At 51.4% G+C, this 21,445-nt stretch carries 18 protein-coding genes and 2 pseudogenes; 13 read left to right on the forward strand and 7 right to left on the reverse strand.

The features are described from left to right. Window positions 1–9: 9 nt before the first annotated feature. Together kdpA and kdpF are read right to left on the reverse strand one after the other, a co-directional pair. Window positions 10–1,683 (reverse strand): potassium-transporting ATPase subunit KdpA, encoded by a 1,674-nt coding sequence (kdpA, locus tag A31E_RS18905; protein ID WP_016248470.1) that lies wholly within the window; start codon window positions 1,681–1,683, stop codon window positions 10–12. Continuing rightward, a complete protein-coding gene (kdpF, locus tag A31E_RS0122215; protein ID WP_001272653.1) occupies window positions 1,683–1,772 on the reverse strand; it encodes a K(+)-transporting ATPase subunit F in 90 nt (29 codons plus the stop codon). Before kdpF ends, kdpA begins: the two co-directional genes overlap by 1 nt. 315 nt (window positions 1,773–2,087) lie before the next feature. Here kdpF and A31E_RS18900 point away from each other — a divergent pair, with 315 nt between their 5' ends. The 4 genes from A31E_RS18900 (at window position 2,088) to A31E_RS18885 (ending at window position 8,668) form a co-directional block, all read left to right on the forward strand. After that, window positions 2,088–2,294, forward strand: a complete 207-nt coding sequence (locus A31E_RS18900; RefSeq protein WP_000424791.1) for a YbfA family protein — start codon at window positions 2,088–2,090, stop codon at window positions 2,292–2,294. Between the two features lie 758 nt (window positions 2,295–3,052). After that, window positions 3,053–3,505, forward strand: coding sequence for a DcrB-related protein (locus tag A31E_RS18895; RefSeq protein WP_000141610.1), 453 nt, complete (start codon window positions 3,053–3,055; stop codon window positions 3,503–3,505). An 18-nt stretch (window positions 3,506–3,523) separates the two neighbouring features. After that, a complete protein-coding gene (locus A31E_RS18890) occupies window positions 3,524–8,209 on the forward strand; it encodes an RHS repeat-associated core domain-containing protein (protein ID WP_016248471.1) in 4,686 nt (1,561 codons plus the stop codon). Between the two features lie 3 nt (window positions 8,210–8,212). Next, window positions 8,213–8,668 (forward strand): SMI1/KNR4 family protein, encoded by a 456-nt coding sequence (locus tag A31E_RS18885; protein WP_016248472.1) that lies wholly within the window; start codon window positions 8,213–8,215, stop codon window positions 8,666–8,668. A gap of 64 nt (window positions 8,669–8,732) precedes the next feature. Here A31E_RS18885 and A31E_RS23885 read toward each other — a convergent pair. After that, a pseudogene (locus tag A31E_RS23885) lies at window positions 8,733–8,825 on the reverse strand (IS3 family transposase); the annotation flags it as partial. Window positions 8,826–8,971: 146 nt separating this feature from the next. Here A31E_RS23885 and A31E_RS0122220 point away from each other — a divergent pair. The 4 genes and pseudogenes from A31E_RS0122220 (at window position 8,972) to phrB (ending at window position 12,607) form a co-directional block, all read left to right on the forward strand. After that, window positions 8,972–10,107 (forward strand): annotated as a pseudogene (locus A31E_RS0122220) (ISAs1 family transposase). A 123-nt stretch (window positions 10,108–10,230) separates the two neighbouring features. Continuing rightward, window positions 10,231–10,524 carry a hypothetical protein gene (locus A31E_RS18880; RefSeq protein WP_016248474.1) on the forward strand — a complete coding sequence of 98 codons (294 nt, stop codon included), beginning with the start codon at window positions 10,231–10,233 and terminating at the stop codon, window positions 10,522–10,524. A 158-nt stretch (window positions 10,525–10,682) separates the two neighbouring features. After that, entirely contained in the window at window positions 10,683–11,192 is a 510-nt protein-coding gene (locus tag A31E_RS18875; RefSeq protein ID WP_000350026.1) for a YbgA family protein, read from the forward strand. Continuing rightward, on the forward strand, window positions 11,189–12,607 hold the full coding sequence (gene phrB, locus A31E_RS18870) for a deoxyribodipyrimidine photo-lyase (protein ID WP_016248475.1): 1,419 nt from the start codon (window positions 11,189–11,191) through the stop codon (window positions 12,605–12,607). Before A31E_RS18875 ends, phrB begins: the two co-directional genes overlap by 4 nt. Before the next feature lie 196 nt (window positions 12,608–12,803). Here the strand turns inward: phrB and dtpD are convergent, their stop codons facing one another. Further along, on the reverse strand, window positions 12,804–14,285 hold the full coding sequence (dtpD, locus tag A31E_RS18865; RefSeq protein WP_001032669.1) for a dipeptide permease DtpD: 1,482 nt from the start codon (window positions 14,283–14,285) through the stop codon (window positions 12,804–12,806). Between the two features lie 270 nt (window positions 14,286–14,555). Between dtpD and ybgI the strand changes: the two genes are divergently transcribed. The 5 genes from ybgI to nei are packed head-to-tail and all read left to right on the forward strand — an operon-like array spanning window position 14,556 to window position 18,455. Continuing rightward, complete coding sequence (gene ybgI, locus A31E_RS18860) at window positions 14,556–15,299, forward strand: radiation resistance protein YbgI (RefSeq protein WP_000798885.1); 744 nt, start codon at window positions 14,556–14,558, stop codon at window positions 15,297–15,299. 22 nt (window positions 15,300–15,321) lie between these two features. Further along, window positions 15,322–15,978 (forward strand): 5-oxoprolinase subunit PxpB, encoded by a 657-nt coding sequence (pxpB, locus tag A31E_RS18855; RefSeq protein WP_001188383.1) that lies wholly within the window; start codon window positions 15,322–15,324, stop codon window positions 15,976–15,978. Continuing rightward, window positions 15,972–16,904 carry a 5-oxoprolinase subunit PxpC gene (pxpC, locus tag A31E_RS18850; RefSeq protein ID WP_001515990.1) on the forward strand — a complete coding sequence of 311 codons (933 nt, stop codon included), beginning with the start codon at window positions 15,972–15,974 and terminating at the stop codon, window positions 16,902–16,904. The genes pxpB and pxpC overlap by 7 nt, the downstream gene beginning before the upstream one ends. Then, window positions 16,894–17,628, forward strand: coding sequence for a 5-oxoprolinase subunit PxpA (gene pxpA, locus A31E_RS18845; protein ID WP_016248476.1), 735 nt, complete (start codon window positions 16,894–16,896; stop codon window positions 17,626–17,628). The genes pxpC and pxpA overlap by 11 nt, the downstream gene beginning before the upstream one ends. Window positions 17,629–17,663: 35 nt before the next feature. Next, on the forward strand, window positions 17,664–18,455 hold the full coding sequence (gene nei / locus A31E_RS18840) for an endonuclease VIII (protein WP_016248477.1): 792 nt from the start codon (window positions 17,664–17,666) through the stop codon (window positions 18,453–18,455). On the opposite strand, the gene A31E_RS18835 is transcribed toward nei, so the two are convergent. The 3 genes from A31E_RS18835 to A31E_RS18825 all read right to left on the reverse strand — a co-directional run bounded on the left by A31E_RS18835 (window position 18,452) and on the right by A31E_RS18825 (window position 21,436). Beyond that, window positions 18,452–19,498, reverse strand: a complete 1,047-nt coding sequence (locus tag A31E_RS18835) for an AbrB family transcriptional regulator (RefSeq protein ID WP_016248478.1) — start codon at window positions 19,496–19,498, stop codon at window positions 18,452–18,454. The two genes, nei and A31E_RS18835, sit on opposite strands and share 4 nt — an antisense overlap. Window positions 19,499–19,646: 148 nt before the next feature. Continuing rightward, the gene (locus A31E_RS18830; protein ID WP_001272413.1) at window positions 19,647–20,708 is read right to left on the reverse strand and encodes a fimbrial protein; all 1,062 of its coding nucleotides are present in this window, start codon (window positions 20,706–20,708) and stop codon (window positions 19,647–19,649) included. Continuing rightward, on the reverse strand, window positions 20,705–21,436 hold the full coding sequence (locus A31E_RS18825) for a fimbrial biogenesis chaperone (RefSeq protein ID WP_001515994.1): 732 nt from the start codon (window positions 21,434–21,436) through the stop codon (window positions 20,705–20,707). The genes A31E_RS18830 and A31E_RS18825 overlap by 4 nt, the downstream gene beginning before the upstream one ends. Between the last annotated feature and the right edge of the window lie 9 nt (window positions 21,437–21,445).

Raw genomic sequence — 21,445 nt, forward strand, 5'->3', positions numbered from 1 at the left:
TCAATATCATCAGGAGAGATATTCCGCCACCGGACCAAGCGCCAGGGCAGGGATAAAGGTCAGTGCGCCAACCAGCAACACGGTGCCGATTAACAGGCCAATAAACAGCGGGCCGTGCGTTGGCAGTGTACCGGAGCTGGCGGGTTGGCTCTTTTTACTCACCAGCGAACCGGCAATCGCCATCACCGGGATAATCACCCCGAAGCGCCCGACAAACATGCAGAACGCCAGTAAGCAGTTCCAGAACGGTGAGTTGGCGCTTAATCCGGCAAAGGCACTGCCGTTGTTGTTGGCGGCGGACGACACGGCGTACAGCACTTCGCTAAAACCATGCGGGCCAGGGTTGAGCATGGCGCTACGTCCGGCATCGGTCATCATCGCCAGCGCCGCGCCCATCAGCACCAGCGTTGGGGTAACCAGAATCGCCAGCGCGGTCAGTTTCATCTCGCGCACGTCGATTTTTTTACCCAGATATTCCGGCGTGCGACCAATCATCAGCCCGGCAATAAACACCGCCAGCAGGACGAACAGCATCATGCCGTAAAGGCCAGAACCCACGCCGCCGAATACCACTTCACCAATTTGCATCAACCACATCGGCACCATGCCGCCGAGAGCGGTAAACGAATCATGCATCGCAATCACTGCGCCGCAGGAAGCCGCCGTAGTCACGACCGCAAACAGGCTACTGACCAGTACGCCAAAACGGCTCTCTTTACCTTCCATATTGATGCTGCTGTCTGCGCCCAGCGCCAACAGATGAGGATTACCCTGAATTTCTGCCCACATCACCACGGCCACGCAGATGACAAAAATCACCGACATTGCCCACAGCAACATGCGCCCCTGACGACGATCGCCCGCCACTTCGCCAAAGGCAAAGCAAAGCGCCGTTGGGATCAAGAAGATCGCCAGCATTTGCACGAAGTTGGTCAGTGCAGTCGGGTTTTCAAACGGATGCGACGAGTTGGCATTAAAGAAACCACCGCCATTAGTACCGAGCATCTTGATCGCTTCCTGAGAAGCCACCGGCCCCATCGGTAACAATTGCTGTGCCCCTTCAACGGTTGTCACAGCCTGATAAGGCAGAAAGTTTTGCAGCGCACCTTGTTGAATAAAAAACAGGGCGATCAACAACGCCACTGGGGCTAACACCCATAACGTGATGCGTAACAGATCGACCCAGGCATTGCCCAGTGTGCTCATGCTCTGGCGGGTAAACGCGCGGATGAGGGCGAAAATCACCGTAATCCCGCTGGCGGCAGAAAGAAAGTTTTGTACCGTTAAGCCCGTCATCTGACTGAAATAGCTCAACGTTGTTTCGCCGCTGTAAGACTGCCAGTTGGTGTTGGTGACAAAGCTGACAGCAGTATTCAGCGCCAGATCCCACGACAAACCCGGCAGTTGCTGCGGATTAAGCGGCAGATAGTGCTGACCGACCAGCATGAAAAACAGCACCGTCAGTCCCAGCAGGTTCAGGCAGAGAATGGCAGACAGATACTGCTTCCAGTTCATCTCACGGTCAGAGACGCCAAGTGCGCGAAAGAGTACGCGTTCAACGCCTGCCGTACCGGGAAGAGGAATATCATTAATCAGCCGTGCCAGCCCGCTGCCTAAAGGGCGTGCCAGCACCATCAGCACCAGTAAAAACGTGGCGATCAGTAAGAACCCTTGCGCAGCCATCAGAACGCCTCCGCATTGATCAGGGCATAAACCAGATAACCCAGTAATAAAAACACCAGCAACACGCCGGTTATCACGCCTGCACTCACAGTGCACCTCCAGTGGCCTAAAAGTGATACCGGAAGGGTAGAATTGTGGCTGCAAAGATTTCGCAAAAATCTGCGGGCGGGGTGTAAAAAAAGTATAAAAATGGCAAAAGCCATGATTTAACTAATGGTTAGTATCATTTTAACTTTTGTGTAACTTAATTACACGGTGAATGTAAATAAACCATCAATAAGCAAAAATAAGTGGTCGGATGAGTAGTAAAATTACACAAAAGGCGGTACTATTTTCATCAGATAAACGAATTCATTTTTCCGGTGTCATTCACCGGGTAGATACAAAAAAAGGGGGAGAAAAGTATGGAACTCTATAAAGAATATCCTGCATGGCTTATCTTTTTACGCCGTACTTATGCGGTTGCAGCGGGCGTTCTGGCGCTGCCTTTCATGCTTTTCTGGAAAGACCGCGCCCGCTTTTACAGCTACCTGCACCGCGTCTGGTCGAAAACCAGCGATAAACCGGTGTGGATGGATCAAGCCGAAAAGGCAACCGGTGATTTTTACTGATTGCTAGCACATTTAAGCCCGCCTTGTATACGGGGCTGGCTTAGGCGTTCTGTATCAACGGATCTCATGACGCCTTCATTTCATCACTGTTTTATCTTCAAGTTTCGCTAGTACCCTTTTAAAAGGGTGACTCAGAATGCGGTTATCCTCATTGTCTCTCTAAGCGGCTCTATCGTCAGAAATCTCTGGTTAGGTTGGATACCCCATTACACTCTTTCCTGTAACTTCAGTGTAAAGTGAGAAAGTCGCTATCACTTTTGCTCACTCCAGCATCTAAATAAATTCCGAATTTTGCTATTAATATCGCTACTTCAATAAAAGTAGATAGTAAAAAGAGTAATATATACTTTATTGATATATTAAGAATAATTCATTGTTAATGAATCTAATGCGATAAGGTGTATTGGTGTTAATAAAAAGATATTGTATTTTTAGTTGATAATTAAAAACACACAATATTTCAGCCTTTTCTATGTAAGAACTCAATTTTATAAGGTATCCATTTTTATATGGAGGCGGTAGCGTGTCTGTTGTTGGTGGTTTTATTTACACGCTGAATATAATTGAATTATCGAATATATAACTATGTATCCGTTCCAGTCGTCGTAACTATTGATAATTATTTGATATTCTTAGTGATTGTTGCTGGAAAGATAAAAATGAGCGACAAAGCAGCAATAGACGTCACCTTCATGACTAAAAAATAAATAAAAACCCATCAAAAAATAATTCGTTTATTAAAAAGGACTCATGCCATTATGACGGAATATTACCTCAATGAGACAGTTATAACTTTCACCGGGAATATTATTCAGGACAGTACCATTAATATGTTGCGGCTCAGCAATCCCGACGCCGCACTCATTATCAGCCGGGGTCAGATGCAGGAAGGAGACGAATTAGCCTCTCAGGTTGAACAGCAAATGAAAAAGCTGGAAAAGCAGGTCAGGGAACTGCACCACACGCCCGTGCAGGTGACCCGCGTGGGGATTAATGACGCTGAGGAAGGGCTGGAGATACAGAGCCAGTTTCTCCGGGGGAACGAGCAGGTGTATCAGTGTCAGGTGGCATTTGTATTGCCGGGTGAGCGGGTCATGATGGCCTTCACTTACGCCAGAACCACACCGCTGACCCCGGCAGACATGACGCGTTGGGCTGAAATTAAAAAGAATCTGCGCTTCAGGATACGGCAGGAAACCAGGACGCATTAATCACACAGGGAACGGGACATGGAAGATGCATTCTGGGCGGCGAGGCAGGGTGATGCCCTGCTGCATACGTCGTTTATGGCAGATGTGCTGGGGGCGGTGCTGGAAGTGGCCGCAAATGTCGTTATTGATGCCCTCATTGTCGGCGCAACCTCGTTACTGGCGGCGTCAGTAGGGATCACGATGGGGTGCACGGCTGTCTTGCTGACCGGTTTTGTGGCGGGTGTGGCGATGGTGTACACCGGCGTGACAGAAACGGTCAGCGAAGCCTGTTCAGACCTCGCAGATATGCTTTTCCCGCCTCAGATTGAAGGTTACATCCTCACCGGCTCTGGTGACACATTGATCAACAGCAAACCTGCCGCGCGGGCAGCGGCCACAGCGGCATCGCGGCAGGAGATTGAGGCACAGGAAGCGCAGGCGAAGGCGGAACAGGAAGAAGCGCAGCGTCAGGAGGACGCCAGAACGTTCCGGGATGTGGCCGGGGAATATCTGGAAATGGCGGGGGCAATAGCCCTGGCGGTTCATCCGGTGACTGGACCTGTTCTGATGTCCCGGGCGCTGCATGACCAGCTCAGTACGGAAGAAGGGCGTTCTGAGATGGTGGATGGCGTGACACATTTTGTGTCGGAACTATGGCAGCCCACCGTGGCCAGTGCGGCACCTGGCTCCACCCCGACCCCTGACGATAAAATCGACTGCCATAAACATCCTTCCTCACTGACTCAGTTACTCGCACAAAAAAAAGCCGCCTTTCTGGATGACCCTCTGGGAACGGCCCTTAACCTGTTGAGTCCGGACGGTCTGCTGGAAACCGCCTTTCAGGGAGTGAATGCGGTTATTGGTAGTATCAGTAATCTGTTCAAAGGTGATGACGAACCGCCCGCGGCGGAATATATCGCGGAAGGTGCGCGGGATGTGCGTGTCAACAGTCAGCCAGCGGCACGCAGCGGGGCACGCTGTACCTGCGAGGCCAGGGTGGTGAATGCGCCGGGGGACGGGGCGTTTGTGTCACCGGATGTCCGCATTGGCGGTCCGTTACTGGTGGTCAGGGATATCAGAAGCGGCAGGTCGCAGATAACCCTGGTGGCAACCGTGGCGCTGATGTTTCTTCGCCCGGGCAAAATGCTTTCTAAAATCGCCTGTTTTGCTGCCGGTATCGGGATGAGCATGATGACGCAGAAGGCCATCAGCGCCCTCCCGCATCCGGTCAACGCCGCCACCGGGGCCAAATACCTGGCTGATGATGATGACTTCGATTTCAGCCTGCCGGGCCACTTTCCGCTGGACTGGCAGCGTGTGTACAGCAGTCGTGACGAACGCACGGATGGGATGTTCGGTCAGGGCTGGAGCGTGATGTATGAAGTCAGCCTCGAGCGCACACCGGGTAACGCGGACGAAAACTGCATGACCTTTGTGGCGGGTATGGGGCGACGGCTGGATATGGAAGCCGTGCTGCCGGGGAGCGGTTTTTACAGCCCCGGTGAAGGACTGGCAGTACGGCGTGGTGAGCAGGGGCACTGGCTTATCAGCAGCGATGATGGACATTTTTTTCTGTTTGAAGCCGACCCGCATCACCCGCAGCGCCAGCGGCTGAAAATGCTGGGCGACCGTAACAGCAACTGTCTGAATCTGTACTACGACGACCGGGGGCGCATCACTGAAATCCGCGGCGAACAGCAGCGTCCGAGCATCCGTCTGTATTACGAACTGGCGGCGCATCCCCGGCGGGTGACACAGATTTATCAGCATTTCCCTGATACTGCACCTTTACTGCTGCGTCGTTACAACTATGACGAGGCTGGCCACCTGAACGGCGTGTACGACAGCACGGGGCACCTGTTGCGTGAGTTTGCTTACGACGAAAACCACTGCATGACGCTGCACCGGCAGCCCGGCGGCGAAGGGTATTATTACCAGTGGGGCTGGTATGAAGGGCCGGATGATGCAGGCTGGCGCGTGACGGGCCACCATACCGACAGTGGCGCACGATACCGTCTGGACTGGCGGATGGCTGAACGTGTGGTATGTGTGACAGACGGGGCGGGCCGGACACGCTTTCATCAGTGGGATGCGCAGAATCAGGTGACGGCGTACCAGGACGAAGCCGGGCAGGTGATGACGTTCCGCTGGAGCGACGAAGAACGACTGCTGCTGGGGATGACCGACGCTCAGGGCGGCAAATGGCGCTATGTGTATGACCGCCTGGGGCATATCACGGAGACGCACGACCCGCTGGGGCGGGTGGCACAGACACAGTGGCACCCGGTGTGGCACGAACCGGAAACGGAAGTGGATGCAGCGGGGAACAGCTGGCGCTGTGAGTACGATGAACGCGGCAATCTTCTTGTCGTGACCGACCCGCTGCAACAGAACACCCGGTATCAGTATGACCGCCACGGCCAGGTGGTACAGATAACCGATGCCCGTGGGGGGAATAAATACCTTCAGTGGAACGAAGACGGGCAGCTCACGCGGCATACGGATTGTTCCGGCTCGCAGACGACCTGGTTCTACGACGAACGCACGCGGCTGATACGGATGACAGACGCGCAGAGCCACAGCACACGCTACGGGTATGACGACAACGGTCACCTGGTGGAGGTGATACTGGCGGACGGCCGCTCGGTGAATTACCAGTCAGACGCGGCTGGCAGGCTGGTAAAGTACACCAGCCCGATGGGGAGGATAACGCGCTGGCAACGCGACGGGCAGGGCCGGGTGCGCAGCCGGACGGACTCAATGGGGCGCAGGACGGCGTTCGGGTACGACGCTTACGGGCGGCTGACCCGGCTGACAAACGAGAACGGAGAAAGCTATCAGTTCCGCCACGATGTGCTGGACCGTCTGGCGGAGCAGATAAACCCGGACGGTTGCCGCCAGGCGTACCGTTACAACGCGCTGAACGCGGTCACGGAAGTGGTGTTCACCGGGGACCGGGGCGGTGAAATCCGTCACCGGCTGGCGCGCGATGCGGCGGGCCGGCTCACGGCAAAAGAGACAGCAGAAAGCCGTACAGAATACATCTATGATGCGGCAGACCAGCTACTGGAAATCCGCCGCCAGCGGTCGGATGCCGGGGAAACGGATGCACCGGAGATTATCCGCTTCAGTTACGACAGACTGGGACGGATGCTGACCGAGGAGACGGCGCAGGGCGTCTTAACCCATCAGTACGATGAACTCAGCAACCGGACTGCCACCACCTTTCCGGACGGCAGAACGCAGCGCCATCTGTATTACGGGAGTGGACATCTCCAGCAGATAAATCTGGACCGGGAGGTTATCAGTGAGTTCACGCGTGACGCCCTGCACCGTGAGGTGCTCAGAAGTCAGGGGCGGCTGAGCACGCGGCAGCTTTACGACCCTGCCGGGCGACTGAAGCGCAGGGAGACATACAGCGGGATGCGCGGGGTGGTGCCGGAGACGTTCACGGACCGGCAGTACAGCTACAACGGTCAGGACGAACTGCTGAAGACGCGGCACAGCCGGCGGGGGGAAAAGGATTACTTTTACGACCCGACGGGGCACATCACGGCGTGCCGTTCGGAGGATGAGGGGTATCTGGCGAGCTGGCAGTACGACGCGGCGGGAAACCTGCTGGGGAGGCGTGCGGGGGAAAGGGCCACGGCAGAAAACAGCGTGGTGCCGTTCAACCGGCTGCTGTCTTACCGTGGTGTGCACTATCGTTATGACGAACACGGCCGGGTGGTGGAAAAGCAGGGCCGGAGCGGAACGCAGAGTTACCGTTATGATGCGGAACACCGGATGGTGGAAGTGACGACAGCGCGGGGAACGTACCGGTATGTGTACGATGCGCTGGGGAGGCGGACGGAAAAACAGCACATCAGCCCTGACGGTAAACCGTACAACCGGACAAAATTTTTATGGGACGGGATGCGGCTGGCGAAGGAGAGCAGGCCGGAGGGGATAAGCCGCCTGTATATCTACAGCGACCAGGGGAGTTATGAACCGCTGGCGCGGGTGGACAAGGCGGGCAAAGAGGGACCGAACCGGATACTGTATTTTCACACAGATGTGAACGGCGCGCCGGAAGAGATGACGGACAGTGACGGGAAAATCGTGTGGGAGACGGGGTATCAGGTCTGGGGTAACACGATACAGGAGAAGGACCACGGCAGGGTGGAACAGAACCTACGTTACCAGGGGCAGTACCTCGACAGGGAAACGGGGCTGCACTACAATCTGCACCGTTACTATGATCCGGATGTCGGGCGGTTCATAGTAACGGATCCGATAGGGCTGCTTGGTGGAATAAACCTCTATCAGTATGCACCGAATCCGCTGGGGTGGATAGATCCATTAGGTCTGAAATGTGGCCCAATGGTGAAGAAAGTTAATGGACGTAATCCTAGCAATAGTGCATATGCAGGAAGAATATATCCAGCAAGTAAGTTACCTGTTGATATAAGAGGTAAATACCCCCATGGTGTCCCATTTAACCATGCTGGTTTCCCTGATTTTTCACGTTATTCGATTAAAAATACCCGTATAGAATTAGGTTCTTCTAGAGATATAGATTTTGCTAGGGCTGATAGAGCCGCTGGGTATGGTCCGGGGAATCCTCGGCCTGAAGGATATACTTGGCACCATCATCAGGACTCAGGATATATGCAATTAGTTCCATCTGATATTCATGATGCAGTAAGACATACTGGTGGTATTGCAACAGGAAGAGGAAATTAATATATGATTACTATCATAAATGCTAAAGACCCAGCGACTTCAGAAAGCATATCTGATTTTGAAGGGAAAATCGGATCAAAGTTGCCGGATGACTATAAAAATTTCTTACTAAAATATAATGGTGGTCAGCCTTTACCTAATTCATTTAAATTCTTTTCCAATAAAGAAGATGGATCTTCGGTTGATAGATTTCTCAGTTTAGGAAAGGAAAAGAATAGTAATTTATTAAAATATTACAATAACTACAAAGATAGGATCCCTTCTGATTTTTTTCCTATAGCCCATGATGCTGGAGGTGATTTAATACTCATGGGACCAAATTCTGATGATAATAAAATTTATTTTTGGGACCATGAAATTGAAGCTGATGAAGGAGATATACCAGATATGAGTAATGTATATTTAATCAGTCAATCGTTTTCTATTTTTATAAATAGTCTCTATGAAGTTGAGATCTAAGTTTAACAGCCGGGAACGGTTCTTTTTGCCTTTGGACTGACCCCATAAAGTTGGACAGTTCATGTTAAGCGGCTTTCAGGGTCTGGGTTCGGTATTCTACCGGACTCAGGCCTTTTAATTTCAGGCTGATCCGCTCGTTGTTATAATAATGGATATAGCCAGGGAAAGATCACGTAACGCAGCTTTTTTGTACTAAATAATTCGCACTAAATGTTCAATAATTGAGATATCCCTTATTACCTAAAGCTATTTTTCATTGCTTATACATGATCAAATACTCCTTACATAATTAAGGAGAACAAAATAGAACTTAAAAAATTGATGGAACATATTTCTATTATCCCCGATTACAGACAAGCCTGGAAAGTGGAACATAAATTATCTGATATTCTACTGCTGACTATTTGTGCCGTTATTTCTGGTGCAGAAGGTTGGGAAGATATAGAGGATTTCGGGGAAACACATCTCGATTTTTTGAAGCAATATGGTGAATTTGAAAATGGTATTCCTGTTCACGATACTATTGCCAGAGTTGTATCCTGTATCAGTCCTGCAAAATTTCATGAGTGCTTTATTAACTGGATGCGTGACTGCCATTCTTCAGATGATAAAGACATCATCGCAATTGATGGAAAAACGCTCCGGCACTCTTATGACAAGAGTCGCCGCAAGGGAGCGATTCATGTTATTAGTGCGTTCTCAATAATGCACAGGCTGGTCATCGGACAGATCAAGACGGATGAGAAATCCAATGAGATCACAGCTATCCATGAACTTCTTAACATGTTGGATATTAAAGGAAAAATTATCACAACTGATGCGATGGGGTGCCAGAAAGATATTGCAGAGAAGATACAAAAACAGGGAGGTGATTATTTATTCGCTGTAAAAGGAAATCAGGGGCGGCTTAATAAAGCCTTTGAGGAAAAAATTCCACTGAAAGAATTAAATAATCCAGAGCATGACAGTTACGCAATTAGTGAAAAGAGTCACAGCAGAGAAGAAATCCGTCTTCACATTGTTTTCGATGTCCCTGATGAACTTATTGATTTCACGTTTGAATGGAAAGGGCTGAAGAAATTATGCGTGGCAGTCTCCTTTCGGTCAATAATAGCAGAACAAAAGAAAGAGCCCGAAATGATAGTCAGATATTATATCAGTTCTGCTGATTTAACCGCAGAGAAGTTCGCCACAGCGATCCGAAATCACTGGCACGTGGAGAATAAGCTGCACTGGCGTCTGGACGTGGTAATGAATGAAGACGACTGCAAAATAAGAAGAGGAAATGCAGCAGAATTATTTTCAGGGATACGCACATCGCTATTAATATTTTGACGAATGATAAGGTATTCAAGGCAGGGTTAAGACGTAAGATGAGAAAAGCAGCCATGGACAGAAACTATCTGGCGTCAGTCCTTGCGGGGAGCGGGCTTTCGTAATCTTGCCCTGGTTATTGGGGCCAGTGAGGGTAAAGAATCTCAATGGGTTCGAGTTGAACTTAGCGATGGGAAAATACATGGGCATCCCATATCACTCGATGAATTCCGAAGGCTAACAACACCATGAACATTGATTTCTTAGGAAAAAAAGGGAATGTTGTTTTTAATGACTTTTCCCTGAAGCAAAGTATCCCTCTTAATGAACAGCGAGATGAACTTAAGGAAGATATGCTCCAGGTTGAATATCCAGGTGGGTATCTTTTGGATGTTGGGTGGCGACCATCTTTTGATATAAATGGGAAGTTTTATATTTGTTTAATAAAGGATTTTGATTGGGATATTCCCATTTATAATGGCTCTGCGAAAGATATTGTCTCATTATTATTTGAAATTAACCAAGCTATAAATAAACTTTAAAAAATCTGGGAGGAAAATTAAATCTTCCCGGCTTTTTATTATTTAATTCTCGTTTAGCACACTAAACGCCCCATCACACATTCCTACAACAGGATTAACTCCACAAATCTCATTTCCCATCGTCTACACTTACTCCTGTAAACCGTTCAGGAGCAGTAATGGATCACCAACTATTAGATGACAGCCCCCTTATCCGCATTTTTGCTTTGCATGCGTTACACAATCTCAAAGAGCGAGGCTTAACGCGCGGGGCGCTTCTCGATTATCACAGCCGCTATAAACTCGTCTTTCTGGCTCATTCCCAGCCTGAGTACCGCAAACTTGGCCCGTTTGTGGCTGATATTCACCGGTGGCAAAATCTGGATGACTATTACAACGAATATCGCCAACGCGTAATTGTTTTGCTTTCTCACCCCGCCAACCCGCGCGATCACACCAACGTTTTGATGCACGTTCAGGGTTATTTTCGCCCGTACCTTGATTCTACAGAACGCCAGCAACTGGCTGCGCTTATCGACAGTTATCGCCGTGGCGAGCAGCCTCTTCTTGCGCCGCTGATGCGTATCAAACACTATATGGCGCTTTATCCTAACGCCTGGCTTTCAGGGCAGCGTTATTTCGAACTTTGGCCGCGTATTTTTAACTTGCGCTATGCAGGAGTTTTATGACCACCCATCTGGTCTGGTTCCGCCAGGATTTACGTCTGCACGATAATCTGGCGCTGGCGGCTGCCTGTCGCAATCCGTCTGCACGCGTGCTGGCGCTGTATATTGCTACACCTCGTCAGTGGGCGACGCATAATATGTCGCCGCGTCAGGCTGAATTTATCAATGCTCAACTTAATACACTGCAAATCATGCTGGCGGAAAAAGGCATTCCCTTGTTGTTTCATGAAGTGGATGATTTTGCCGCCAGCGTTGAAATGGTTAAACAGGTGTGTGAGGAAAACCGCGTAACCCATCTGTTTTATAACTATCAGTACGAGGTGAACGAGCGAGCGCGGGATGCCCTGGTTGAGAAAACGTTGCATAACGTGGTGTGTGAAGGATTTGACGGCAGCGTGATCCTGCCACCGGGCGCGGTGATGACCGGCAATCATGAGATGTACAAAGTTTTTACTCCGTTTAAAAATGCCTGGCTGAAACGGCTGCGGGAAGGGATACCGGAGTGCGTCGCTGCACCAAAAGTTCGTAGTAGCGGATCGATAGCGCCCCCGTCATCCATTACGCTGAATTATCCCCGTCAGTCTTTCGACACAGCGCATTTTCCGGTGGAAGAAAAAACGGCGATTGCACAATTACGCCAGTTTTGCCAGAGCGGTGCCGGAGAGTATGAGCAACAAAGAAATTTTCCGGCAGTGGAAGGCACCAGCCGTTTGTCCGCCAGCCTGGCCACGGGAGGATTATCGCCTCGTCAGTGTTTGCATCGCCTGCTGGCAGAGCAACCGCAGGCACTGGAGGGCGGGGCGGGTAGCGTCTGGCTTAATGAGCTGATCTGGCGCGAGTTCTACCGCCATCTGATGACGTATCACCCCTCGCTGTGTAAACATCGCCCGTTTATTGCCTGGACCGATCGCGTCCAGTGGCAGAGTAACCCCGCGCATTTAAAGGCCTGGCAGGGAGGCAAGACCGGCTATCCGATTGTTGATGCTGCCATGCGCCAGCTTAATGGCACTGGCTGGATGCATAACCGTCTGCGGATGATTACTGCCAGTTTTCTGGTGAAAGATTTGTTGATCGACTGGCGCGAAGGCGAGCGATATTTTATGTCGCAACTGATTGATGGTGATTTGGCTGCCAATAACGGCGGCTGGCAATGGGCGGCTTCTACCGGAACTGATGCCGCGCCGTATTTCCGTATCTTTAACCCGACAACTCAGGGCGAGAAATTTGACCGCGAAGGTGAGTTTATCCGCCAGTGGTTACCGGAACTGCGCGATGTGCCGGGGAAATTGGTGCATGAGCCGTGGAAATGGGCGGAGAAAGCAGGCGTGAAGCTGGATTATCCGCAACCGATTGTTGATCACAAAGAAGCGAGAGTACGAACGTTGGCAGCGTATGAGGCTGCGAGGAAGTGGAAATAACAGACGCGTCAGGCAATCGTGCCCGGATGCCGGATGCCGGATGCCGGATGCCGGATGCCGGATGCCGGATGCCGGATGCCGGATGCGGCGTGAACGCCTTATCCGGCCTACTAAATAGTGCAAAATCAATATATTGCAGGGGACTCCAGGCCTGATAAGACGCGTCAGCGTCGCATCAGGCACCGGTGTTGACTTATTAAGACTCCAGCGCCAGCGCACGGTTTCTGAACTTAAGCGCCTGGTACAGCCAAATCATCAGTACCAGCCCCACACAAGCCAGCGCACCCCAGGTGATTTGATCGAACACTTCAATATATGCATTGATGGAGTAGTTGATCGCCCCGGAAGCATCAAACGAAGCTTGCGATGTCTGATCGGCAATGACCCCTGCCAGATAGTTGGCAATCGCGCCAGAAAGCAGCATATAAATGCCGGTTAATACACCGGTCACGCCGGGGATTTCAATGCGTGTAATTTGCGACATGGCAACCGGGTCGATAAACAGTTCGGCAAAGCCCATCACCGCCAGCCCCAGCACCATCAGTGGCAGAGAAGAGTGACCATACATTGCAGACCAGCGGGCACTTAAGGCCAGAATGCAGAATCCGGCACTCATCAGGCCGAGGCCAAGTGCAAATTTCCCCCAGATGCGCACGGTACGATTACCCGCGACACTCTCTTTTACGACCCACGCCAGGAACACACCGCACAGCATCACGGCAAAGGCATTAATCGACTGGAACATGGCGGTCGGAACGGTGTAACCAAAAATATCGCGGTTAACGAAACGGTCGATATAAAGGCTGATTGAACTGCCGCCCTGCTGTGCAAAGGCCCAGAACAACATGCTGAAGAAGGTAAGAGTGACAATCAGCCCCAGCTCTTTACGCTGTTTCTGGTTTTCTGCTTTGCGATAAATTTTTGCCAGCACGCCAAGACCAATGATAGTGGCGACAATTAAGGCGTAAACCGACCACTCTTTCCAGAACAATACGGTAATCAGTGCAGGCGTTGCGACCAGCAGAACCAGCAGCCATCCCCAGTTTGGCAGGAGAACGTTTTTCGCACACAGCACCTCTTTGTTAACGCCGCGGGTATGAGCGAAATGACGATTGCCACATAAGAAGATAACCAGCCCGGCGATCATCCCAACCGCAGCCAGGCCAAAGCCCATTGCCCAACTGTACTCTTGCTGGGCATAACCGCAGGCGATAGGTGCGATAATAGAACCCACGTTACCCGCCGCATACATCAGCGAGAAACCGCCATCACGACGTGGATCGGTTGGCTCGTAGAGTTCACCTAGCAGGCAACTGACGTTAGATTTAAACAGGCCATAGCCGCAGACGATAATCGCCAGCGAGAGATAAAGGAATGTCGGGTGGATTTCGCTGGCACCCAGCACCAGATGCCCGATCGCCATCAACAACGCCCCCAACATCACTGCCATGCGGTTGCCGAGAACCTTATCCGCGAGGAAACCGCCAAGGATCGGCGTGACATACACCAGCGAACAGTAGGCGCTGAATAACGCGTAAGCGTGAGTATCGTTGTATTTCAGTTGGTTAGTGAGATAGAGAATCAGCAGGGCACGCATGCCGTAGAAGCTAAAATATTCCCAGATTTGTAGCGCGACAACGTAGTAGATAGCGCGCGGCTGTGATGCGTGTTTATTCATAATAATTCCGCGGTTGGATGCGACACCACGTAATAGTTGCGTGGCGTGCGTGTGTTTCTTTAAAGTTAAAACCTTGAAACAGATCTGATTATTTATGCAATATGCTGTCTGTTTGCATAAATATACATGAACTATGGCGTGGCGAGATAAACAATTTGCGTCTTTTGGCGGTGTGTTTGTTTCTTAATATGTCAAAAGATTGGCTATCGACGAACAGGCGAGGTAACGCTATGTTAACGGTGTAGCTATCAGAATACAGAAGGCGCGAAGATGAAAAACACTGAACTGGAACAACTGATTAACGAGAAACTGAACAGCGCGGCGATAAGTGATTACGCGCCGAATGGCTTGCAAGTGGAAGGCCAGGAGACGGTGCAAAAAATTGTTACCGGCGTCACCGCCAGCCAGGCGCTGCTCGATGAAGCTGTGCGTCTTGAGGCTGATGCGGTGATCGTGCATCACGGCTACTTCTGGAAAGGCGAATCGCCGGTGATTCGCGGCATGAAGCGTAACCGTTTGAAAACCTTGCTGGCGAATGACATCAACCTGTATGGCTGGCATCTGCCGTTGGATGCGCATCCGGAACTGGGCAATAACGCGCAGTTAGCGGCATTGTTGGGGATTACGGTAATGGGTGAGATCGAACCACTTGTGCCGTGGGGTGAACTGACGATGCCGGTGCCGGGGCTGGAACTTGCCTCGTGGATTGAAGCGCGTCTGGGACGCAAGCCGTTGTGGTGTGGCGACAACGGCCCGGAGGTGGTACAGCGCGTCGCCTGGTGCACGGGGGGCGGGCAAAGTTTTATCGATAGCGCCGCGCGTTTTGGCGTGGATGCTTTTATTACTGGCGAAGTTTCTGAACAAACCATTCATTCTGCCCGCGAGCAGGGATTGCATTTTTATGCTGCGGGGCACCATGCTACTGAACGCGGTGGTATTCGCGCGTTAAGCGAGTGGTTGAATGAAAATACCGATCTTGATGTGACCTTTATTGATATTCCTAATCCTGCATAACGAATAATCAGAGGGATCGAAAGTGCAACGAGCGCGTTGTTATCTGTTAGGCGAAACGGCGGTAGTGCTGGAGCTGGAGCCGCCAGTGACGTTGGCAAGCCAGAAACGTATCTGGCGACTGGCCCAGCGTCTGGTGGATATGCCGAATGTGGTTGAAGCCATTCCCGGCATGAACAATATCACGGTGATTTTACGTAATCCGGAGTCGCTGGCGCTGGATGCTATAGAGCGTTTGCAACGCTGGTGGGAGGAGAGTGAGGCACTGGAGCCAGAGTCACGCTTTATCGAAATCCCGGTGGTTTATGGTGGCGCAGGCGGGCCGGATTTGTCGGTGGTTGCGGCGCATTGTGGGTTGAGCGAAAAACAGGTTGTTGAATTGCACTCCTCCGTGGAATACGTGGTCTGGTTTTTAGGTTTTCAACCGGGCTTCCCGTATCTCGGGAGTTTGCCGGAACAACTAAACACGCCACGACGCGCAGAACCGCGCTTGCTTGTTCCGGCGGGGTCTGTCGGGATCGGTGGATCGCAAACGGGTGTTTATCCGGTGGCAACGCCGGGCGGTTGGCAGTTGATTGGTCATACCTCGCTCAGTTTGTTTGACCCGACCCGTGACGAGCCTATCTTATTACGTCCTGGAGACAGCGTGCGCTTTGTGCCGCAGAAGGAGGGAGTATGCTGAAGATTATTCGCGCGGGGATGTACACCACTGTTCAGGATGGCGGTCGTCACGGCTTTCGCCAGTCGGGTATCAGCCACTGTGGAGCGCTGGATTTGCCTGCGCTGCGCATTGCTAACCTGCTGGTGGGTAATGATGCTAACGCTCCGGCACTGGAAATCACGCTCGGTCAGTTAACGGTTGAATTTGAACGCGACGGCTGGTTTGCCCTGACAGGCGCGGGTTGCGAAGCTCGGTTGGATGATAACGCCGTCTGGACGGGCTGGCGTTTGCCGATGAAAGCAGGTCAGCGTTTAACGCTTAAACGCCCACAACATGGTGTACGCAGCTATCTGGCCGTGGCGGGCGGTATTGATGTTCCGCCAGTGATGGGATCATGCAGTACCGATCTCAAAGTAGGGATTGGCGGGCTGGAAGGGCGCTTACTGAAGGATGGAGACCGACTCCCCATCGGCAAAGCGAAGCGTGATTTTATGGAAGCGCAAGGCGTTAAACAGTTGTTGTGGGGTAACCGGATTCGCGCCTTACCGGGGCCGGAATACCATGAGTTCGATCGCGCCTCGCAGGATGCATTCTGGCGTTCGCCCTGGCAGCTTAGCCCGCAAAGTAACCGGATGGGCTATCGCTTACAGGGGCAAATCTTAAAGCGTAATACATCCCGCGAGTTGTTATCTCACGGCTTGTTGCCGGGCGTGGTGCAGGTGCCGCATAACGGTCAGCCGATTGTGTTGATGAATGATGCACAGACGACCGGCGGTTATCCGCGCATTGCCTGTATCATTGAGGCCGATATGTACCATCTGGCGCAAATTCCACTCGGACAGCCGATTCATTTTGTCCAGTGTTCACTGGAAGAGGCACTAAAAGCGCGGCAGGATCAGCAACGTTATTTCGAACAATTAGCGTGGCGGCTGCACAATGAAAATTGACCTGAACGCCGATCTGGGTGAAGGCTGCGCCAGTGACGCTGAGCTATTAACGCTGGTTTCCTCAGTCAATATTGCCTGTGGATTTCATGCAGGCGACGCGCAAACTATGCAGGCTTGCGTGCGTGAAGCAATAAAAAATAGTGTAGCGATTGGCGCGCACCCGAGTTTCCCCGACAGGGAAAACTTTGGACGCAGCGCCATGCAACTGCCGCCGGAAACGGTTTACGCCCAGACGTTGTATCAGATTGGCGCGCTGGCGGCGATTGCCCGTGGTGAAGGTGGTGTGATGCGTCACGTCAAACCCCATGGCATGCTGTACAACCAGGCGGCGAGAGACGCACAACTGGCAGACGCCATCGCCAGAGCGGTTTACGCTTGCGATCCGGCATTGATTCTCGTTGGACTGGCAGGAAGCGAACTGATTCGTGCAGGCAAGCGATATGGCCTGACAACGCGTGAGGAAGTGTTTGCCGATCGTGGATATCAGGCTGACGGCTCGCTGGTGTCGCGAAGCCAGCCTGGCGCGTTGATTGAAGATGAAGAACAGGCGTTGGGGCAAACGCTGGAGATGGTGCAACACGGCAGAGTGAAGAGTATCACTGGCGAATGGGCGACGGTAACAGTACAGACAGTCTGTTTGCATGGCGACGGTGAGCATGCACTGGCATTCGCCCGCCGGCTACGATCTGCATTTGCCGAAAAAAGGATTATGGTTGCAGCATAATCCCGTTGAATAAAGAACGAAAAAAGGAAATCACCATGCCTGAAGGCCCGGAGATCCGCCGTGCAGCGGATAACCTGGAGGCGGCGATCAAAGGCAAACCACTGACCGATGTCTGGTTTGCCTTCCCGCAGTTAAAAACTTATCAATCACAACTTATTGGTCAACACGTCACCCATGTGGAAACGCGCGGAAAAGCGTTGCTGACCCATTTTTCCGGCGGGTTAACGCTTTATAGCCATAACCAACTCTACGGTGTCTGGCGAGTGGTTGATACCGGCGAAGAGCCGCAGACCACGCGGGTGTTGCGGGTAAAACTGCAAACGGCCGACAAAACCATTCTGCTTTATAGCGCCTCGGATATTGAGATGTTGACGCCGGGACAATTGACTACGCATCCGTTCTTACAACGGGTCGGCCCCGATGTGCTCGACCCGAATCTGACGCCGGAAGGGGTGAAAGAACGGTTATTGTCGCTGCGCTTTCGTAACCGTCAGTTCGCCGGATTACTGCTCGACCAGGCGTTTCTGGCGGGGCTGGGCAACTATCTGCGGGTGGAGATCCTTTGGCAGGTTGGGTTGACCGGAAATCATAAAGCGAAAGAACTTAACGCGACACAACTGGATGCGCTGTCGCACGCGCTACTGGATATCCCGCGCCTCTCGTACAAAACGCGTGGTCAGGTTGATGAGAATAAACATCACGGGGCGCTGTTCAGCTTTAAGGTTTTTCATCGTGATGGTGAGAAGTGCGAACGGTGTGGCAGCATCATTGAGAAAACCACGCTATCTTCGCGCCCGTTTTACTGGTGCCCTGGCTGCCAGCACTAGGCAGAACGTTTCGGCGCATAGGTTGAAATAAACCGCGCAATGGCTGGCCCCGTCAGCAAAATACTGAACAGGCGCAGGGTTTGCATCGCCATGATGAGCGCCATATCGGCATTGCTCCCTGCGGCGATGACCGCTACCGTATCAAGCCCGCCAGGGCTGGTGGCGAGGTAGGCGGTCATAAAATCAATATGCATAAACCAGGTCAGCCCCCACGCCATACCGGCACAAATAGCCAGCAGTGCAAAAATCGACAACAGGATTTGCGGCAGTGGGCGTAATGCCCGCAGTAAGATTTGCTTATCGAAACCCAGCCCAATCCGCCAGCCAATCGCCATATATGCTATCGCCAGCAGCCATTCCGGTAACTCAATCGTGATGAACTCGCCAGACTGGAGCACCGCACCCGCCAGCATCGGGATGAGCATCGTGCCGGAAGGAAGACGCAACAGGCATCCCGCCGTGCCAGCAATGACCGCGAGCAAGACGGTAAACAGGAGATTTATGCTGACGGGCGGGAACCAGACTATTTGCTGATTCATCGCTTCAGCGTTATCGCCCAGCATCATTCGCGCTACCAGAACCGCCGCGCCCGCGACAAACAGAACTCGCAGATACTGCATAAACGCCACCAGGCGAATATCTGCGCCGTAATCTTGTGCCATAGCAACCATTGCCGCCGCACCGCCAGGGGAAGAACCCCAGGCACCGGTATTTCCGGGCAGTGAGCTATAGCGCACCAATAACCAGCCCACGATGGCGCTGGAAAGCAACGTTACCAGCAAAATAGTTAACACAATCGGCCAGTTAACGGCCAGAGTGGTGAGAATAGAACCGGTGAGGTTTTGCGCAATCATGCAGCCAAGAATGGCTTGCGCGGCGAGAAAAGCGGAGCGGGGGAGTTGCAGGGTCACTCCGCGCATACTGAAGATGATCCCGGCGAGCATCGGTCCGAGCAATAGCGCCGCCGGGAGATGTACCGCGAGGAAGCCAATAGAAAGGAGAAGTGACAACACACATAACATTCCCCACTGCAAGACTGGCATCCTTCGTATCCTCGTTATTTTATCTTTGGTGTATCGATACAGCATAAAGAAAGCCGGACCTGGAAAAAATAACGGCAATCAAGGAAAAGGGGAAAATCAGTAATTATCTGAATAAGATGCCCTGTACTGGCAAAGGGCATTAGTCTCATCAGTTGTAGTTAATTTTAAAAAGCACCACCGTGTCGAATGGCCCAGCCTCGATGGGAGTGCCTGGCGTGGACGAAAGTTCAGCCGTATAGTTTTTTTCGTAGATCAACATGTCGCTGGTGAAATCGGCATACTCGCTGTATTTGTTGAAGGTGTAGGGCGAGTCGTTTTCATCCAGTAACCGCAGCTTAAGTCCGTTGCCAATGAGTAATGCTTTATCGTCTTCAACTAACGTTTCTTCTGTATAAAACGAGGAGCTAACTTTAAATCCGTCGGTGCATTGATCATTTTGTGATTTGGTCGTTTTAATACCGAACGTTTTTGTCATGTTATGCCGCCGGATATCCAGCACATTAAATTTACCGAAATCAATCACCTGATTGGCTGGGGTAATAGAAAAATTCACGCTGCAATCCAGCACGCGAATGTTTTCCAGACCGATAATATGATATTTCAGGTTTCTGGCGGTGGGATCTTCGTTAACACTGCCCGCGCCATCAAATTGCACCACGATGTAGTCGCTGAGAGTACTTTGATAATCATGAGGCGGCATGGTGCGGACTTTGACGTAAAGTCGCATACGTGCAATAAAAGTCCGTGATTTATGAATATTTGTCGGCTCACCGGAGCAAAGTTTGTTTTGCCAGCCCATCGCAATGATCTGTTCCGGGGTGTAAATATCAATTTTCTTACTATCGATACACTGATTCGTGTCGATGCGGCTTTGCCCCAGACTGGCGTCATAGTCCACACCTTCATAGGTTACGCCTAATTGATAATAGGGGTCCTGCACGCCTGGGTACGGGTTTACCCAAGCAAAAACATGCTCACTCTCAAAGTTGCCGTTAGTATTGTTGTCGCAATAGACGGGAATTCTAATATCATCAGACTCCCAGATTTTATCGCCGGGTTTGGCATTACCCGGTACAGCAAACGGCTGAATATTTTCTGATTTTTCTACCTGACCACCCGATGCACCAAAATAACAGTCCAGCGCCAGCGCAGACCTCAGCGGCAGAAATAGCAGACAAATAACAAGTAATAATCCTTTGCCAGCACTCATTTCTTCGCCTCCACTGGCTGTAAACGACACGGCCCGTTACAGTCCAGGGTGGTCATTCGCAATGCGCCGTAATCATCCATGTAGCCGAGGTAAAATTGACTGCCGTTATAGCTTCCCGTATGAGTGGTTACCGAGCCGAAAGGTGCGACCATAGTGGTTTTGAAACCGGGGAGTACCCCTTTTTCATTTTGCCCCAGGTAGGCGATAGTCAGATAATAGGCGGTAGGATTTTTCAGTGTCAGTTGGTTGCTCTGTTGGCTAACCTGTAACTGCAGTTCTACATGTTCACCTGTTTTCTTGCGTAACGTTGCAGGTCGCCAGAACAATTTGATACGACTTTGGATAGCGATCTGAAGTACCGCATGATCGCTGCTTTTATCCGGGGCTGGAGGAATTTCGCGCATGTTATAGTAGAACAGCGTTTCGCGATCGCCGGGCAATTTTGGAGTTGATGCTTGTTTTACAATCCGCACTTGCGATGTTGCTTTCGGTTCCAGACGTTGAATCGGTGGCAGGGCGACCAGAAGATCGTCGCTTTTCTCCCCTTTTTCATTTTCTATCCAGGAATAAGCAAGATAAGGCAGTTTGTCACTCTGGTTTTCTATTCGCAGGCTGGTGGCTTTATCATTGGCGTTAAACACAATGCGTGTGCGATCAGGTTGCACTGCAGCGTAGCTACCCAGGCTGACGGTTAACAGAATCAGTGGCAGTCCTTTAATAAATGTCATTCGCTTTTC

The sequence above is a fragment of the Escherichia sp. KTE159 genome (assembly GCF_000408805.1).
Taxonomy (GTDB): Bacteria; Pseudomonadota; Gammaproteobacteria; order Enterobacterales; family Enterobacteriaceae; genus Escherichia; species Escherichia marmotae.